Here is a 19,587-nt window from a genome sequence, read left to right on the forward strand (position 1 = left end):
CCAAAAATTGTTCACATATTTGTTCTCCCGTTTACAAAGCTATTAACTCATTCAACTTTGTAAGGCAACTACTATAAAAACTATAAATAATTATAAAAAAAAGCAAATATATGGATAAAACTGCGCAATCAGTATGGAAAAATTGTCTGTTGTTTATAAAAGATAACATTCAGGAACAAGCCTACAAAACTTGGTTTGAACCTATACAGGCAGTTGACCTAAATGATAACGCACTTTCTATTCAAGTTCCAAGTAAGTTTTTTTATGAGTGGTTAGAAGAGCATTATGTAAAACTTTTAAAAGTAGCTCTTACAAAAGAATTGGGGCAAAGTGCAAAATTATTGTATAAAATTAAAATGGAAAATACTTATGGTAATAAGCTTCCATTTACAGAACAAATTCCAAGTAATAACAGACAAGCTGTTAAAACACAAGAAGTAGATGTTCCAATTGTACAAAAAAATCCTGAACTAAAAAATCCTTTTATAATTCCAGGAATTAGAAATATTAACATTGATTCCCAGTTAAACTCAAATTATAGCTTTGATAATTTCTTAGAAGGAGATTCTAATAGATTAGCTAGAAGTGCTGGTATGGCAGTTGCAAACAAACCAGGAGGAACTTCTTTCAATCCTTTATTAATTTTTGGAGGTGTAGGATTAGGAAAAACACATTTAGCTCATGCTATAGGTGTGGAAATTAAAGACAAATTCCCTGAAAAAACAGTTTTATATATTTCTGCTGAAATTTTTACACAGCAATATATAGACTCTGTTAAGAAAAATACAAGAAATGACTTTATTCATTTTTACCAATTAATTGATGTACTAATTATAGACGATGTACAATTTTTATCGGGAAAATCTGGAACTCAAGATGTTTTCTTTCATATCTTTAATCATTTACATCAAAACGGAAAGCAAGTTATCTTAACTTCTGATAAAGCTCCTGTTGACATGCAAGATATTGAACAACGCTTATTATCACGTTTCAAATGGGGATTATCTGCTGAATTACACCAGCCAGATTATGAAACTCGTATTTCTATATTAAAAAATATTTTATTTAGAGATGGTGTTGAAATTCCTGAAGAGATTATAGAATATGTAGCCAAAAACATCAAAAGTAACGTTAGAGAACTTGAAGGAGCTATTATTTCTTTAATTGCACAATCTTCATTTAACAAACGTGAAGTAAATCTTGAACTAGCCAAACATGTTGTTGAAAAGTTTGTAAAAAATGTAAAAAGAGAAATATCTATCGATTATATCCAAAAAATTGTTTCCGATTATTTCCAGTTAGACATTGAAACACTTCAATCAAAAACTAGAAAAAGACATGTTGTTCAAGCTAGACAATTAGCTATGTTTTTTGCAAAGAAATTTACAAAATCTTCATTAGCAAATATTGGAAATCAAATTGGAGATAGAGATCATGCTACTGTACTACATGCTTGTAAAACAGTTGATAATCTAGTAACTACAGACAAACAATTTAGAAAGTTTGTAGACGACATTAATAAAAAACTTTCTTTATAAGAAAAATGGCTGTAAAAATATTAATGGTCTGTTTGGGTAATATTTGCCGTTCACCATTAGCTGAAGGCATTTTACAAAGCAAGTTACCAAAAGATAAATTTATAGTTGATTCTGCTGGAACTGGTGATTGGCACGTGGGTCAATTACCTGATAAACGCTCTATTGCTATTGCAAAAAAATACGGTATAGACATTACCAATCAAGTAGCTCAGCATTTTAAAGTCATACATTTTGAAAATTTTGACCACATATACACTATGGATATGTCAAATTATAAAAATGTTTTAAATTTAGCTCCAAATGAGAAAGCGAAATCTAAAGTAAAACTCATTCTAAACGAGCTATTTCCTGGTGAAAATGTTGATGTTCCAGATCCTTATTATGGTGGTGAAGATGGCTTTGAAAATGTTTTTCAAATGCTAGATGAAGTTTGTGAAGTTATTGCAAAAAAATTAACATAAGTTCAATTCCATCCCAAAAATTTTCATATTTACGGTTTTCCGTAATTAAAAAACATTGATTATAAGTAGATTAGCAATAAAAAATGCTAAAAAAATCAATTCTTTTAGAAAATAAATCCTCCATTACCACAAAAAATTTACAGTTAGTAATAAAATCTGAAACTAGAGAAAGTACTATTCCTATTGAAGACATAGGTTATCTAGTTGTCGATCATGCTGAAATATTCATAAGTATACCAGCAATAAATTTACTTGTAGACAATAATACAGCAGTTATTTTTTGTAATACACTTAATCATCTTCCAAATGGGATGCTTTTAAATTTAAATAGTCATCATATACAACAAGAAATTTTTAAAAATCAAATTAATGCAAGCATTCCATTAAAAAAACAATTGTGGCAACAAACTATTATTGAAAAAATAACAAATCAGGGAATTCTTCTGCATAAAATTACTTCTAAGAAAAATAATTTTGAATTCTTAGCGTCTAAAGTATTAAGTGGTGACACTTCAAATATGGAAGGAGTAGCAGCCAATTTCTATTGGAAATCATTTTTTGATTTTAGTAATAAAGAACAGATTGAAAAAATAGATTTCAAAAGAGAGCGATTTGGTAATTATCCTAATAATTTTTTGAATTATGGCTATGCAATTTTGAGAGCCGCAACAGCAAGAGCACTGTCTGGTAGTGGTTTGTTAAATACTTTAGGAATTCATCATAAAAGCAAATATAATGCTTTTGCACTAGCAGATGATATAATGGAACCTTTTCGTCCTATAGTTGATGAAAAAGTATTCGAAATTATACACAATTACAAAGAACAAGAGCTTAACACACAAATTAAAACAGAATTTTTACAAATTTTAACGCGAACTGTTTATTTTAAAGAAGAAAAAAGTCCATTAATGGTTGCCTTACAAAAGACAGCCAGCTCTTTACAACATTGTTATACAGGTGAAAGGAAGAAAATAAAATATCCAAAATTATGGAGCTAAATGGATATCGAATTATGTGGTTATTTGTATTTTTTGATTTACCAACCGAAACTAAGAAAGACAGAAAAAACGCTTCTGGGTTTAGAAATAATCTTTTAAAAGATGGTTTTTCCATGATGCAATATTCCGTTTATATGAGACATTGTGCTAGTAGTGAAAGTGCAGATGTACATGAAAAACGAATTCATAGTTTATTACCTCCATTAGGAAAAGTGAGTGTTTTACGAATAACCGATAAACAATTTGGTAATATTTTAAATTTTTGGGGTAAAGCAGAAGTTCCTAAAGAACCACAACCTACACAATTAGAATTATTTTAATTTTAGAAACAAAAAAATGCTTCAATCTTACCTTATCACTGTAAAAAAGAAGCATTTTTTAATACGATATTCTTGTTTAATTATTTGATAATTAGAAGGTAACGAGCCAACTAATATCGTGTTTTCCAAACTTTAATCAAACCACAACAAAGATACTGACATATTGACAAAAGATACTAATATCGTGTTTTCCAAACTTTAATCAAACCACAACTATTTGAAAGTGTGATTATAAAAATCTGCTAATATCGTGTTTTCCAAACTTTAATCAAACCACAACATAACAAATACTGAAAGTAATTCTCTTTTAATATCGTGTTTTCCAAACTTTAATCAAACCACAACTGCTGCAGTAGTTACTTTTAATGCTTCAGAATATCGTGTTTTCCAAACTTTAATCAAACCACAACTAATACACTAAGTGGAAGTAATCCTTATTGAATATCGTGTTTTCCAAACTTTAATCAAACCACAACTATGGTATAGAACGGAATCAACGACTTATAAATATCGTGTTTTCCAAACTTTAATCAAACCACAACGGAAAACCTTCCAATATAATAGGAATTATAAATATCGTGTTTTCCAAACTTTAATCAAACCACAACATTGGTGTTCCAAATGAACAATTTACTCAAAATATCGTGTTTTCCAAACTTTAATCAAACCACAACTCATGGTCTACTTGAAGTTCTTTAATAAGAAATATCGTGTTTTCCAAACTTTAATCAAACCACAACCAATATGTCAGTATCAGTATCTTTGTCAATAATATCGTGTTTTCCAAACTTTAATCAAACCACAACTTGTAAATCTCCTAAGATTGATGTAGTGTAGAATATCGTGTTTTCCAAACTTTAATCAAACCACAACATCAATCAACGTCAATACAAACAAGGTGTTAATATCGTGTTTTCCAAACTTTAATCAAACCACAACAGAAATATATAGAAATAGTCAAACAATAAAAATATCGTGTTTTCCAAACTTTAATCAAACCACAACGGAAAAGTTCCTTGTATTACCTGACTTCCAAATATCGTGTTTTCCAAACTTTAATCAAACCACAACAATAATTACGGGCGCCTTAATATCAGGAGGAATATCGTGTTTTCCAAACTTTAATCAAACCACAACAACCTCTTAGGTGGAATGTTTGGAAATAAAATATCGTGTTTTCCAAACTTTAATCAAACCACAACAATAATTACGGGCGCCTTAATATCAGGAGAATATCGTGTTTTCCAAACTTTAATCAAACCACAACAAATGATGCTATTCGAGCAGATACAGCTTTAATATCGTGTTTTCCAAACTTTAATCAAACCACAACGCGCGAGTAACGCGCGTGTCCGCGTGTACGAATATCGTGTTTTCCAAACTTTAATCAAACCACAACAATAATTACGGGCGCCTTAATATCAGGAGGAATATCGTGTTTTCCAAACTTTAATCAAACCACAACAAATACTTTGACATTTTTTTTATTTATTTAAATATCGTGTTTTCCAAACTTTAATCAAACCACAACGCGCGAGTAACGCGCGTGTCCGCGTGTACGAATATCGTGTTTTCCAAACTTTAATCAAACCACAACAATAATTACGGGCGCCTTAATATCAGGAGAATATCGTGTTTTCCAAACTTTAATCAAACCACAACGGTTGGTTAGCTTTACTTTTATTACTTTAAATATCGTGTTTTCCAAACTTTAATCAAACCACAACTTATCAATTATTAATTAATAACAATTCAAAAATATCGTGTTTTCCAAACTTTAATCAAACCACAACACTCAAGTAATTTCTTTTTACTTCGGTCGTAATATCGTGTTTTCCAAACTTTAATCAAACCACAACTTGTAAATTTTCATATCTTATTGTTTTGGGAATATCGTGTTTTCCAAACTTTAATCAAACCACAACTTCAGCCTTGCTTAAAGTTTTATCGGCAGTAATATCGTGTTTTCCAAACTTTAATCAAACCACAACGACAAATCTAACTTACCATCTACTAACATAATATCGTGTTTTCCAAACTTTAATCAAACCACAACGGCAAAAAGGTATAGTTTATACAAAAGGTTAATATCGTGTTTTCCAAACTTTAATCAAACCACAACCAGTTGGTAAAGTTATGGCCCTAATCGGAATATCGTGTTTTCCAAACTTTAATCAAACCACAACTGTTCCTATCTTAACCTTTATATTTTCCATAATATCGTGTTTTCCAAACTTTAATCAAACCACAACGGTTAATGGATAACTTCGTTATCCTACTGTAATATCGTGTTTTCCAAACTTTAATCAAACCACAACTTATCTTGCCTTGCTACAACTGTACAGCATAATATCGTGTTTTCCAAACTTTAATCAAACCACAACTATTATTTTAAGAATAAGGATAATAAAACAATATCGTGTTTTCCAAACTTTAATCAAACCACAACTAAGATGTTTATATTTTTTAATAAAAACGGAATATCGTGTTTTCCAAACTTTAATCAAACCACAACTTTGGTAAATAACAAAAAACAATTTACCATAATATCGTGTTTTCCAAACTTTAATCAAACCACAACTAAAAATCAAAATAAGTTGCGTTTTCGTTAATATCGTGTTTTCCAAACTTTAATCAAACCACAACTCCAAAGAAGCGATTGATTTAAGAAATCTAAATATCGTGTTTTCCAAACTTTAATCAAACCACAACTGCTGTAGCTGCTACAGCAGTTGTTCTAACAATATCGTGTTTTCCAAACTTTAATCAAACCACAACGTGGGATAGATTATTCGCCAGATCTATTAGAATATCGTGTTTTCCAAACTTTAATCAAACCACAACACACGACGTGTACGTAGACGTGTTAGGCGAAATATCGTGTTTTCCAAACTTTAATCAAACCACAACATCAGAGACACCCGACAGGGTAAATATACCAATATCGTGTTTTCCAAACTTTAATCAAACCACAACCTATAGTTATATGGGGGGTAGTCATTTATAATATCGTGTTTTCCAAACTTTAATCAAACCACAACTAAGAGATTCCTTATCTTTTACTGCTAATTAATATCGTGTTTTCCAAACTTTAATCAAACCACAACGACAAAAGATACTGACATATTGACAAAGATAATATCGTGTTTTCCAAACTTTAATCAAACCACAACCCGTATGTGTTAAAATACATGTCTAAACCTAATATCGTGTTTCCCAAACTTTAATCAAACCACAACCATTATGAAGTACATCATTATCTTGGTTAGAATATCGTGTTTCCCAAACTTTAATCAAAATATAAATCAATTTTACCTGATGGATAAATAATAAAATCTTTCCCTTCAAAAATGGCTTTTACATTACTCAAACTTATTCTTAATTTTTGAGCAGGTTTTTCAAAATTTAAAGATGACTCTTCTTTCAAATCTTTATCAGCTCCACCTTGTGCATGATGACGGAAATTTATTCTACCATCACCTTCAAATTCTGTAATTTTAAAAAGTCTTTTATTTAATTCTTGCTTAGAAATTGTTTTTAGTTCTTCTGGATTATTTTCATAAAAAATTGCCATTTGATTTACCTTTAAAATTTTAGATAAAGGCATTATCATTTTTGTTTTCTTATAAATAATTTCAACATTTTCTTCAATAGGCATTTCTAATTTACTCTTGCCTTGATTAAATTTAGCCAATTCAAAAGCTGAAATTGTTTTATATGGTGGTTTTCCTTTTCCTTCAACGGATTCATAAATTGCCATTGCGAAAATATTTTCTAAAGTTGCATAGTAATGTTCTTTGTATTCTTTTCGTTTACCTTGAGAAACATGACTTTGTGTTTTTATTTTAGGTAAATTCTTATTTACCGTTTTAACTCTGATTCGTTTGATTAGCATTTCTTTTAACTCCTTACCTTTCTCGTCCTTTTCACTTGGAAGTTTAATAAATCCTTGATCTGTTCTTATGTTTTTTAATCCGTGTTTAAGAATTCTAGTTTTTATTCCTTCGTCAACTATTTTATCTACATCAGCATCTTTAAAAGCAGCATTAACTGGTTTACGCAAAACAAACCAAATCTCTTTTTCATTCTTTCCATTTTCACGTTCTATTGCACCATAAAAAGTATCTTTATGTAATGAAGCTCTTATTCCCTGCCCTTTTTCGTAAATTACATTTCCAGATTTATTGTATTGAATTTTATTACGCTTGCGAAGTTTCTTAACTGTCTGTTTTTCAATTTTATCTTTATGCTTATGAACTACAATAATAGTATTCTTTAATTCGTTGACATCCTCAGTAAAAGTTCTCCAAGGTTTTTGCAGTTTAAATTTTTCTATCTTTCCTAATTCTTCAGATTCATTAAATGCTTTGGCCAAACTATCTCGAATACTTTTATCCATACATGTTAACACAACAGCATCAATAGCGTGATGATAATGATAATTTCTATCTTTAACATCTAAACCAAAAGATTTTCTAACATCTGCAACCATAGTCCCTTTTGCTGGAAAAACTCTTTGAAATAATGACTTCAAAAAAAGTTCTGAATATTTAGTAATAATTCCTGTGTCAACCAATTGGCTGTTTTTAAAATTTGGTTTTATTTCGGTTGCTGTAAATCGATATAGCTTCTGTTTCCAATAATCTAATTCTAACTTTAAATAATGACGTTGTTGAATAGCTCTGCTTTTTTGCTCAACTGTACTAGCAACTTTTGAAAAATATTTTTGTTGTTCAATTTTTTCTTCTAATTCTTCAATTTTTACTTTCCAATCTTTCGTATTATTTATAAAATTGAGTTTATATTTATCTTCTAATTCTTGTGGAATTCTATTTCCTTTTATTTGGTTAAAAGATTTTTCAGCTAAAGTTTTATTTGCAAGAGAATTGTCAAAAGATTTACTTCTAGGAAAAGTATGCTCTATATCAAATTTAGGATTTGAACCTAAAAGTTCTTCAATATTTATAGCTAAATCAGTATATAAACATTTTTTATTTTGTTCAATCCATAATCTATATTTTACAATATCAGTTTCTGTAACAATAGAATTAGTGTCTTCTGCTAGTTCTTCTAATAGCGCTCTATAATTTTTATTTTCATTTTCTCTTTCTCGTTGCCATTTTTCAATCGCTAATCTTTTATTTTTATCATTTAACTCTCTTGCTAACTCAATAATAATTTCGGTATCTGGAGCAATTTTCTTTTCTTTCAGCAATGTATTAACCAATTTTCGTAAATAAAATAAAGTTCTCATTGCCATAGGATTTTTAATAGAATTTGTAAACGGTAATCCTAAAAAGCCATCTTGACTTTGTGGATAAGCATCCATTGCCGAAGGATGATACAATTTATCAGCCTGTTCTTTTGAAACTTTATATTCTTTTATTAAAAATTCTTTTATTATTTCATCTATTCTAGGTTTTGATAAAAAATAACCTCCTGTTCTTCTTTTTTGTAATTGTTTTTGAAAAGTGATTTCAATTTCATTTTGAAGGGCATCTTTTTCAGAGTCAGCCATTTTATCCCAAAGATATTTTCCGTAGAAAACTTTGATTTTCTCTAAAACACTTTTTCTATCCGTTTCATCAAGAATATAATCATAATTAGAGTTGTCATATTCTCTAATAAAATCACCAACTAGACCATTAACAATATCGATTTTTAGTATTTCGTCTTTATATTTAGAAATGATATCAATAATCTTATCTTGAATAAATTGCTTGTTTTTAATCCACTTTTCTTTACCAATTATAACATCAATATTTGCAAAGAAAACAGCATACGGATAAATTATTTTTTCTTCTAAAAAAGGTAATATTTTTCCAATTGCTTTTTTACTTAATGAAGAATATCCTTGTTTTAAACTAATACGCTCATAATAATTGACTTTCTCTTCTGAAATTGAGTATCTATCTCTTATAAAACTTTTTACTTTATCTGAAGTAACATCATTGACAAAATCTCCAGCAAAAAACAAAGTATGCCAAAGTTCATCAACTAATTCATCAATGGTTTTATTATCTTCTTTTTTGTACTTTGATTGAATTATTTTTTTACAATCTTTCCAACTTTTCCCATCAAAAACTTCAATCAATTTACTTATTGTTGGACTTCCTACAACTGGGTATTTATCATTATAATTAAACTCAAAAAACAAATTATTTTTCTTCGCTTGATTAATAATACTTTTTGAAATATCAACAAATTTGAAATTTTTGGCACTTACTCTGTAAAATTTATCTTGAGCTATTTCATAATATTCTGGATATTCAGAAAGAAAAACAAATTTATCATTATTTCTTTCTTTGACTTTTATAGAATTTAAATATTGAAACATTCTGAATTCTTCAAACAAAGGATGACTTATAGCACATCTAGATTTTGTTTTCTCTAAAGTACATTTTCCAATAGCTCCTTTTTGAGATTTTAAAGGTCTTTGAAAAAAAATAGCATCAAAAAATTGATCTGCTAAATCTTTACTTATGTTTTGGGTTTTTACTAAAAAATTAAACTCCTCTACATAACTTATTCTTGATGAATTTACTTCTTGATCGTCTGCACTAAATTTAGTTTTTCTTACTTTTTCACCATTTTTAAGCAAATCAAAATAATATTCTCCTAAAGTTTTAAAACCATTTTTATCTAAATTCTCTTTTTCTTTTATAAATTGTTCTAAATCTTTTCCTACATCAGCATCTTTTCTGCCACTTTTAAAACCTCTACGTTGACACATGTGGTATAACGCTCTTCCAAGTTCAAACTTAGAAACTAAACCATTTACTGCTTTTGCTCTTACTTCATAAGGATTAATTTTTAACCATTCTGAAAATTCATAATTCTCAGTTGGATATTTCATTTCTCGTTCTTTTTTATAAACTGACCAAAGCAATAACTCATCATTAGTTAAAGGACAAAAGCCGTTTTCTATTAAAAGTTTTAATAAATCCGTTTTTCTTTTTTTTCTTCTTTTATAAAGTTTTCTTGAGGCTCTGTGTTTTGTTCTTTCAGATGCCAAAGAAAATTCCACACCTTTTTCTTCTCCTACACCTTGTGGAAAAACAATTACATTAGTATCAATAATTTGATTACCTAATAAATCTGTATCTCTAATCGCCCAACCAATACTATTTGTCCCTAAATCCAATCCTAAAATCTTTGCCATAATTCTACACTTTTAACAATTCTTAAAAATAAAGAAAAGAAAATTAACATCATTACGGAAAACCATAAACCAACTAAAAAAAGTTTTTCTTATATTTGTTTTAGATTAAAATTTCCAAACTTTAATCTTATCACAATAATCCGCCTAGGCGGAGTAGATGAAAATCTTTAGTCCTGCTTCGGTGGGACTTTTTTTGTACTTTTGCGAAACTAAAATTAGAAATCGATGAATACCTCTTTTGGAAAACTCTATTTAATTCCTTGTACCTTATCTAATCCTGGAGAAACTACTGTTGTTCCAGAAGATGTTTTACCACAAACTATTAAAAGAAGTATTGATTTTATTGAGGATTATATTGTAGAAAATGAAAAAACAGCTCGTCGTTTTATTAAAAGTATTCATCCAGAAAAAAAACAATCTGAACTAAAACTAGCTTTATTAAACAAGCATACTGAAATAGCTGAGCACTATACTATGATAAAACCTTTACTTGAAGGAAAAAACATGGGATTATTAAGTGAATCAGGTTGCCCTGGCATTGCCGATCCTGGTGCTGTTATAGTGAAACTGGCTCATGAAAAAGGAATTCAAGTTGTGCCACTTGTTGGTCCGAGTTCTATTCTTTTAGCACTTATGGCTAGTGGCATGAATGGACAAAGTTTTGCTTTTAATGGGTATTTACCAATAGACTCCAACGAGAAAAAAAACGAACTGAAGCACTTTGAACGTTTATCGCATGAGAAAAATCAGTCTCAATTATTTATTGAAACTCCTTACAGAAACAATAAATTACTAGAAGATTTGATACAAATATTACAACCAACCACTCATTTATGTATTGCTTGTGATATTACTTTACCTACAGAATTTATAAAAACAAAAACTATAGCTGACTGGAAAAAAAACAAGGTCGACTTACATAAGCGACCTTGCATTTTCATTATACATAAAATGTAATTAACTAATTTTTACTTTGGCATTTTTGTTTGGAGCAATATTAGAAATATCGTATCCTCCAAATTTTTTAATATAACTTCTTAACGAAGTACCAAAGCCATCTTTAAAACCACTTCTACCATTACTTCTTAGGTATTTTCTTACTGAACCTGCTCCTCCAAGATGTGCAGCAGCAATTAAACCTGATTCTGTAATCTTTACTCCATTTATAACTCTTCCGTTATATTTTTCAATTTCTTTTCTTAATTCCCATTTGTTTTTTGCAATAAGTGCTTTAAAAGCTTTGTCTTGCCATTCTGGATTTCTTAAGAATTCTTGATAGTCGTAAATACCTACAGAACGTAATGTACTTTTACCAAATTGGTATTTACCCATGTAACCATAAGAGTTAACCATGCTTAAAATACCTCTTGATTCTTTGAAAGCTAATGCTTGTTTAAAACCAGCAAAAGTTTTCCCAACATAAGGAACAGCTACAATACTGCTCTTAACTTCGATTTCATCTTCATCTTCACTAGGAACATTATAAGAAATTTTCTCATTTTCTCCTAAATGAAACCCTTCTACTTTTTCAATTTCAAAAGAATTAAATCCCGATGAAACTAATACTACTAGGATGGTCAATCCAAAAAAATACGAACCTTTTTTTACCATAAATTTAAATTTCTCAGGCCCTGTCACCACACTGAAATTTCCGAGGGCAAAGATACGACATTTTTTATAATATTGATTATGAGGCTGTTAAAGTTTTCTAAAAATAGACCAAACGCCCTTTAAATCCGTCAAAATCAGCCATTTGGAGTGTTGGAGCAGGAATTTTTATGGTATTAAAAACAGTAAAAATTGTCTTTAAAAAATGGGAGTTTGTTTTAATTTCCGTCAAATTCACATCAAGACTTAAATAAAATTGACGAGAAGGCTGTTGAATATAATTGTTTTTGAATGCTTCATTATTTGTACCATATAACATTCCTTCCACACCATATCCTACAGCAAGATTTAGCCATTTTGGAATGGATTTATTTTTAACAAATGAGCTTATATTAAAAGATAACCAATATGTTTGTCCGTTATAATCTTTTAAAAATTCTTCTTGAAATCCATTTCCTAAAGTTTCTGGTCGTAATGAAGCATAATGGGTTTGATGAAAAGAATATTTAGGAATTATACGTTGTTCTTTCCAGAGTAGTTCTTGGGAAACATACAAAGCTGTTCCAGATACATTAGCAATCATATCTCCAGATGATGCTCCCCATTCTTCCGAAAATCCATCAAAAACTTCTACAACTGTGAGAAAACCTAATCCTAATGTAGCACCATAAAGTAACTGTTCTTTTTGTGTTGCTCCACTCCAAGCAAGCATTTCTGCCCCAACTCTTCCTAAATGATACGAAGAATACATGTGACCTACTTTATCCATTTGCAACCATTCTTGATTGTCATTTATAAAATGAAAACTGGTTTTTGGATATTCTTTATACCAAAGTTGATTTAAACCAATAAGTGTTCCTCCTAAGGCAATAGATTCTGCTATATAAATTTTAGTTTTTCGGGAAGTGTTTAAAGTATCGGAAGGCTTGAGAAATTGATTGAACTTGGATTGGGAAAAACAAACAGATGTTACAAAAAAGAACATAAAAACCCAACTAGCCCTGATTGCAGTGGAAATCCTTTTCTTATTTTTAAAGAAATAAGAAAAGATTGCAACGGAAAGCAGGTAAATGGATAACAAATATTTACTGTAGATTTGCTCCAAAAACTATCTATTAATCCCTAATTTATTTACCCACTGACTGTATTCTTTTGCATTAATCTGATGTTGTGCATAATTTGAAGCAAAAGCGTGATAACCAGGCTTTGAAGGACTCGCACAAAAATAATAATAATCGTGTTTTTCTGCATTTAATACTGCATCAATAGCCGAAATATCTGGCATAGTTATAGGTGCTGGTGGCAACCCTGCATTAACATAAGTATTATAAGGAGAATCGATTTTTAGATCGTCATACAAAACCCTTTTTATAACTTGATTAAAATCTCCTGAGCGTTTTTTTATAGCATAAATTATAGTTGGATCTGCTTGTAATGGCATTCCTGTTGCTAGCCTATTTAAATAAACTCCTGCAACTCTTGCTCTTTCATCTGCTTTTACTGTTTCTTTATGAACGATTGAAGCTAAAGTTGAAACTTGCAAAGGAGTTAAACTCTTATCCGAAGCTTTCATTGTTCTTTCATTGTTCCAAAATCTTCTATAAGATTTAGCCATTTTTTCGGCTATTTTACTAGCTGAAGTATTCCAATAAAATTCATAAGTATCTGGAATGAACATTGCTAAAACAGTTTCTTCAGTAAATTCATTTTCTTTTAAAAAATCTGGATTTGTAAATGCTTGTACAAAATCCAAGCTATCTGGTTCTGTTTGTGATGCTAATCGACCAGCTAAATTACCTATGCTTTCTTGATTATTAAAAGCTACTCGTACTGGTGAATTAAGACGTAAAGCACGAACAATATCAAAATTGGTCATTCCTTTTTTTAATAGAAAACGACCTGCTATAATGTTTTGATTGTATTTTCTGTTGGTAGCCATGAAATCAAATTTATCTAAATTCTTAAGATATGGATTTAATATTTCTTTGACTTCTTCGTAAGAAGAATTGGTAGGAATATAAACATAAACTTCTTTTTCAGTAAACTTTGTATTTGGCACAAACGCCTTGTTATAAACGACATAAGCAACAATTCCTGCTACTATAATTCCTGCTACAGCAATAAAAGCTATTATTTTCTTTAAGTTCAAGTTTTTATTTTTTACGGTTAATTAATTGGACCAAATATTCATCTTTGTAGATTCCGTTTACTTTATTCCAATCTTTTTTGATTCCTATTTCTTGAAAGCCAAATTTAGAAAAAAGTTGCAAACTATGCTTATTTTCTAGTCCAATATTTGCATATAATTGATGTAATTGCAATTGCTGGAATGCATATTGAATCAACAAACCTAAGGCTTCTGTTCCCACACCTTTTTCTCTATCTCTTTTTTTCTGAATTAAAATACCTATTCCTGCTCTATTATTTTTTGGATCAAAATCAAATAAATCGATTAACCCAACGGCTTCTGATGATTGGTTTAAACAAATAGCTAATCTAAGTTGTTTCGCTTCATAAATATCTTGTTGTGCATTTTCTAAATACTGACGAATTAGAAATTTACTATAAGGTGTTTGTGTATTGCTAATTTCCCAAATTTCTTCATTATTTTCAATGGAATAAACAAACTCTAAATCTTCAGGTTCTAAAGCTCTTAAATATATATATTGTCCTTTTAGTGTAATCACTATTTATTATTTTTATTACTTACTAAAATTATACAAACAACTAATAAAACTATTACTATTATTAATAAACTAAAAAGTATCATAATTAAATTTCTATTTCGCCTTTAAATACAAATTTTGCTGGTCCTATTAAAAACACATCAGTAAATTTTCCGTTTTTCTCATTGAAACTAACCTCTAAACTTCCTCCTTCAACATTTAATTTTACTTTATTTGCTTCTGTTAACTTACTATTATACATCGCAATAGCTACAGCAGTCACACCTGTTCCACAAGATAAAGTTTCGTCTTCAACTCCACGTTCATAAGTGCGAACTGCAAATTTGTCACTTTCAATTTGTTTTACAAAATTAATGTTACTACCTTCTTTACCATATAAATTTGAGTATCGAATTTGGCTACCTCTATTTTTTACATCAAAACTTGATAATTCTGACACTAACTCTACATGATGTGGTGAACCAGTATTTAAAAAAGTATGATTTTCAAACACTTTAACATCTGACACATCTTTCATTTGTAAGGAAACAATTTCATTTTCATCAACAGTAGCAAAATGATAACCATCAATTGCTTCAAATTCTGCTTTATTTTGAATAATCTGAAGTTGTTTTGCAAATGCTACCAAACATCTGCCACCATTTCCACACATACTACTTTCATTTCCATCAGAATTATAATACTTCATTTTGAAATCATATTTTTCATGATTTTCTAGTAAAATTAATCCGTCAGCACCTATGCCAAATTTTCTGTCACATAAAAAAGCAACTAGTTTGGTATTATTTTTGGGGAAACTATTAGTACGATTATCTATCATGACAAAATCATTTCCCGTTCCTTGATATTTATAAAATGTAAGATTCATGTTTTTCTGTATGATACAACAAAGATAGAATAAAGATATAACGATTAAAAAATATTATTAGTTTACAAATAAAGTTTTTATCTCCATTGATTCTTACAATTTCTTAATTATTAAAAAGATGTTAAACATTGTTAAGTGAGCGTTAAACTGATGTTTTGTTAAAATTTTGTGTTTAATTTTACATAGAAAATAAATTATTAAATTATTATGAAAAGATTAGGAAGTATTTTTTTAGTATCATTAATTAGTGGTGCAATTACGTTAGGTGCCTACAAATTATTCATGGAGCCTAAAAATGCATCTTCAATTTCTGTAGCTCCAAACTACACAAGAAATGTATCCTTAGGTTCTGAAAATATAGATTTTACAGCAGCCGCAGAAACTGCTATACACAGTGTTGTTCACGTAAAAAATATGGCTATGCATCGTGTTTATAGCAATCCATTAGAATTTATGTTTGGAAATGGAAGAGGTGGTTCTCAACAGCAAATGCAAGTAGGAACTGGATCAGGAGTTATCATTTCTGAAGATGGTTATATTGTAACAAATAATCACGTAATTGACAATGCAAGCGAACTAGAAGTTACTTTAAACAACAATAGAAGTTATAAGGCAAAATTAATTGGTACAGATTCTAGTATGGATATTGCCTTAATAAAAATTGACACAGATGAAAAATTACCTTACATCGTTTTTGGAGATTCTGAAAACACAAAAGTTGGTGAGTGGGTTTTAGCTGTTGGTAATCCATACAATTTAACTTCTACTGTAACTGCTGGAATTATTTCGGCAAAAGCAAGAGATTTAAGTAATGAAGGATTACAATCTTTTATACAAACAGATGCAGCCGTTAATCCTGGAAATAGTGGTGGTGCATTAGTAAATACACGTGGAGAGCTAATTGGAATTAACACTATGATTTCCTCACCTACTGGAAGTTATGCAGGTTATTCCTTTGCAGTTCCATCAAATATTACTAGAAAAATTATTGAAGATTTGATGCAATTTGGTAATGTACAAAGAGGCGTTCTAGGTATTGAAGGATCAGAACTGAATAGTGTAGTTGCCGAAAAGCATAATCTAAATGAAACACAAGGTTTCTATGTAAACAGTGTTACTAAAAAATCCGGAGCAGAAAAAGCAGGTATTAAAGCAGGTGATATTATTATAAAATTAGATACTAAGAAAATAAATCGTTTTTCTGATTTAGCCTCTTATATTAATACAAAAAGACCAGAAGAAACTGTAAATGTTACTGTTTTGAGAGATGGTGATGAAAAAATTGTCCCAGTAAAATTAACCAAAAGAGAATTGTTAATTTATGAATTTAAAGGAGTTGAATATGAAGACATTACCGAAAGTGAGAAAAAACAATATAATATTGATTATGGTGTAAAAATAAAATCGGTAAAAAATCCAGAAATAATTGAATATGCAGAAACTCTTGAAGGAAGCATTATTTTAAGTGTGGATGGAATAAAAATGGATGATACTGAGAAAATTACTCGATATTTAAAAAGCAAAAAGAATCCTAAATCGCAATATAGAATTATTACCAAAAATGGTCAGTTGTTACAAGCGATTTTCTAAAATTATATAAACAATCTAAAAAAAAAGCATCAAAAAAAATTTGATGCTTTTTTATTTTAATTAAACTCATAATAGGTTCCAAATTCAAAACCAACTGCATTAAAACCAAAATTTGGCATTTGCAAATTAGCATTAGAAACATGTCTAATCATACATTTTAAATCAAAAGATATTTTATTAATTTTATAATTGCTTCCTAATGCAAATATATCACTAAAAGCAAATCCTTTTTTTAAACGTTCCGTTTCAGTATCAATATACATAGGTCCAACATTTCCAAGTGCATATATAGATAGTTTAGGATTTACATAATATCTATAAGTAACTCCTAAATTCAGCACATATTCATTAATAGATTTTAAACGCATAAACTGAGTACGAAGTTCATTACCATTTTCATTTCCAGTAAAATATTCATGCCAATAATTTAAGGCTTCATGTTTAGATCTATAATAACTTGGCTCTACTAATAATTCCCAAACATGATTTCCTTTTTTAGCTAAATTAAAATGATTAGATATCTTCAAAATATTACTTTCATAACTATAATCACTATCTTGTTGTATAATTTTATTTTGAGAAGAATAGCCATAAATTAAACCAATTCGTAACCATTTTTTAGAAGATTGATTTTCTTGAGAAGAAACAGTAAAAAAACATAATAAAAAGAAAATAGCAGAAAATTTAAGTTTCATTTTTGGGGTAAATTAAATTGCATCAAAAATACTTTAAATTAAATAGGAACAAAATGTTTTTTTTACACTGCTTTTTTATTTAAAAAATGTTTTACGAAAACGATTGAAATCAGTACTTTTGCAAAAAAAATTAAACAACACCCTCATATTTTTTACTTCATGAATAACAACACATTATACGAAAAAGAGCTTGCTTTCCAAGCCGATAGACGAAAAGCTTGTGTCGAATTTATTAAAATCATTAGCGATTTATGGTATGACAAATCAATTGAATTAATCCTTTTTAGAAATCAATTGATTGATAGAAATGTTAGCGACATTATCAATCTTCATGAATATGCTGGTCAATTTGTAGGAAAACCAATCAATATTTTTGATTCTGTAGAAATTGCGAGTGCTATTCAAAGTTTAGATTTACCTCCTTCAAGAATAGACATTGGTAAACTTACTTACGAATATCATTTAGAAGATGATAAGTACAATGATTCTAAAGCATTTGTTATAGACAAATTAAAAAATGCTAAAAATTACCAAGAAATCAAACCAAAAGATGTTGTATTATATGGTTTTGGTAGAATAGGTCGTTTACTAGCTCGTGAAATGATGAGTAAAATAGGAAAAGGACAACAATTACGTCTGAGAGCTATTGTTACTAGAGATAAAACTGATGCTGTTTTGCTTGAAAAAAGAGCTTCTTTATTACGTTATGACTCTGTACATGGTGACTTTGAAGGTTCTGTACAAGCTGATTCTGAAAATAATGCACTTCTTATAAATGGAACTACTGTTCATATCATAACGGCTAATTCTCCCGAAGAAATTGATTATACAGCTTATGGAATTGAAGATGCTTTAGTAATTGACAATACTGGTGCATTTACAACTGAAGAAGCTTTAAAAAGACATTTAAATTCTAAAGGAGTTGATAAAGTTTTATTAACTGCTCCTGGAAAAGGTATTCCAAATATTGTTTATGGTGTAAACCATGAAGAATTTAACCCAGATGAAGTTACTATTTATTCTGCTGCTTCTTGTACTACAAATGCAATTACTCCAATTTTAAAAGTAATCGAAGACACTTTAGGAGTTGTTAAAGGTCACATTGAGACAATTCATGCTTATACAAATGACCAAAATTTGGTTGATAATATGCATAAAAAATACAGAAGAGGTCGTTCTGCAGCTTTAAATATGGTAATTACTGAAACTGGAGCTGGAAGTGCTGTTGCAAAAGCTTTACCTAGTTTGACTGGGAAATTAACTTCAAATGCTATACGTGTTCCAGTTCCAAATGGTTCTCTAGTAGTTTTAAACTTAGAAGTTAACAAAGAAACTACTGTTGAAGATTTAAACAATATCATGAAAAAATATGCTTTAGAAGGAAAACTTGTTGAGCAAATAAAATATTCATTAAACAACGAATTAGTTTCATCTGATATTGTTGGTACTTCTGCTCCGTCAATTTATGACAGCAACGCTACAATTGTATCTGAAGATGGCAAAAACATAGTAATGTATGTTTGGTACGATAACGAATATGGTTATAGCCACCAAGTTATTAGATTAGCTAAATACATTTCTAAAGTAAGACGATATACTTATTATTAGTAGTTAATTAAATTCAAATGCAAAGGGAGCTGTTTAATGATTAAACAGCTCC

At 29.4% G+C, this 19,587-nt stretch carries 13 protein-coding genes, 1 pseudogene and 1 CRISPR repeat array; of the genes and pseudogenes, 7 read left to right on the plus strand and 7 right to left on the minus strand.

Annotation, left to right across the window (positions count from 1 at the left end; all coding sequences use genetic code 11):
• Positions 1-110 precede the first annotated feature (110 nt).
• The 4 genes from dnaA (at position 111) to cas2 (ending at position 3,317) form a co-directional block, all read left to right on the plus strand.
• Positions 111-1,538 carry a chromosomal replication initiator protein DnaA gene (dnaA, locus tag ACULEV_RS11690; protein WP_445455240.1) on the plus strand — a complete coding sequence of 476 codons (1,428 nt, stop codon included), beginning with the start codon at positions 111-113 and terminating at the stop codon, positions 1,536-1,538.
• Positions 1,539-1,543: 5 nt separating this feature from the next.
• On the plus strand, positions 1,544-1,999 hold the full coding sequence (locus ACULEV_RS11695) for a low molecular weight protein-tyrosine-phosphatase (protein ID WP_445455241.1): 456 nt from the start codon (positions 1,544-1,546) through the stop codon (positions 1,997-1,999).
• Positions 2,000-2,082: 83 nt separating this feature from the next.
• Positions 2,083-2,997, plus strand: coding sequence for a type II CRISPR-associated endonuclease Cas1 (gene cas1 / locus ACULEV_RS11700; protein ID WP_445455242.1), 915 nt, complete (start codon positions 2,083-2,085; stop codon positions 2,995-2,997).
• The gene (gene cas2, locus ACULEV_RS11705) at positions 2,988-3,317 is read left to right on the plus strand and encodes a CRISPR-associated endonuclease Cas2 (protein WP_445455243.1); all 330 of its coding nucleotides are present in this window, start codon (positions 2,988-2,990) and stop codon (positions 3,315-3,317) included. Before cas1 ends, cas2 begins: the two co-directional genes overlap by 10 nt.
• A gap of 112 nt (positions 3,318-3,429) precedes the next feature.
• Positions 3,430-6,622: a CRISPR direct-repeat array (repeat unit 36 nt; unit sequence AATATCGTGTTTTCCAAACTTTAATCAAACCACAAC).
• Between the two features lie 164 nt (positions 6,623-6,786).
• Here cas2 and cas9 read toward each other — a convergent pair.
• Positions 6,787-10,479 (minus strand): annotated as a pseudogene (cas9, locus tag ACULEV_RS11710) (type II CRISPR RNA-guided endonuclease Cas9); the annotation flags it as partial.
• A 225-nt stretch (positions 10,480-10,704) separates the two neighbouring features.
• On the opposite strand from cas9, the gene ACULEV_RS11715 reads away from it, so the two are divergent.
• The gene (locus tag ACULEV_RS11715) at positions 10,705-11,436 is read left to right on the plus strand and encodes an SAM-dependent methyltransferase (RefSeq protein WP_445455244.1); all 732 of its coding nucleotides are present in this window, start codon (positions 10,705-10,707) and stop codon (positions 11,434-11,436) included.
• Here the strand turns inward: ACULEV_RS11715 and ACULEV_RS11720 are convergent, their stop codons facing one another.
• The 5 genes from ACULEV_RS11720 to dapF form a co-directional block, all read right to left on the minus strand.
• Positions 11,437-12,090, minus strand: coding sequence for a peptidoglycan-binding protein LysM (locus ACULEV_RS11720; RefSeq protein ID WP_445455245.1), 654 nt, complete (start codon positions 12,088-12,090; stop codon positions 11,437-11,439). It abuts the gene before it with no gap.
• A 97-nt stretch (positions 12,091-12,187) separates the two neighbouring features.
• Positions 12,188-13,072 carry a DUF2279 domain-containing protein gene (locus ACULEV_RS11725; protein ID WP_445455246.1) on the minus strand — a complete coding sequence of 295 codons (885 nt, stop codon included), beginning with the start codon at positions 13,070-13,072 and terminating at the stop codon, positions 12,188-12,190.
• 123 nt (positions 13,073-13,195) lie between these two features.
• Positions 13,196-14,236, minus strand: coding sequence for an endolytic transglycosylase MltG (gene mltG, locus ACULEV_RS11730; RefSeq protein WP_445455247.1), 1,041 nt, complete (start codon positions 14,234-14,236; stop codon positions 13,196-13,198).
• Between the two features lie 4 nt (positions 14,237-14,240).
• A complete protein-coding gene (locus tag ACULEV_RS11735; RefSeq protein ID WP_445455248.1) occupies positions 14,241-14,774 on the minus strand; it encodes a GNAT family N-acetyltransferase in 534 nt (177 codons plus the stop codon).
• 85 nt (positions 14,775-14,859) lie between these two features.
• Entirely contained in the window at positions 14,860-15,642 is a 783-nt protein-coding gene (dapF, locus tag ACULEV_RS11740) for a diaminopimelate epimerase (protein ID WP_445455249.1), read from the minus strand.
• A 207-nt stretch (positions 15,643-15,849) separates the two neighbouring features.
• On the opposite strand from dapF, the gene ACULEV_RS11745 reads away from it, so the two are divergent.
• Positions 15,850-17,232, plus strand: coding sequence for a Do family serine endopeptidase (locus tag ACULEV_RS11745; RefSeq protein ID WP_445455250.1), 1,383 nt, complete (start codon positions 15,850-15,852; stop codon positions 17,230-17,232).
• Between the two features lie 56 nt (positions 17,233-17,288).
• On the opposite strand, the gene ACULEV_RS11750 is transcribed toward ACULEV_RS11745, so the two are convergent.
• Positions 17,289-17,927 (minus strand): acyloxyacyl hydrolase, encoded by a 639-nt coding sequence (locus ACULEV_RS11750; protein WP_445455251.1) that lies wholly within the window; start codon positions 17,925-17,927, stop codon positions 17,289-17,291.
• 159 nt (positions 17,928-18,086) lie between these two features.
• On the opposite strand from ACULEV_RS11750, the gene ACULEV_RS11755 reads away from it, so the two are divergent.
• Entirely contained in the window at positions 18,087-19,535 is a 1,449-nt protein-coding gene (locus ACULEV_RS11755; RefSeq protein WP_445455252.1) for a glyceraldehyde-3-phosphate dehydrogenase, read from the plus strand.
• Positions 19,536-19,587: the final 52 nt, after the last annotated feature.

The organism is Flavobacterium sp. HNIBRBA15423, from assembly GCF_052655965.1.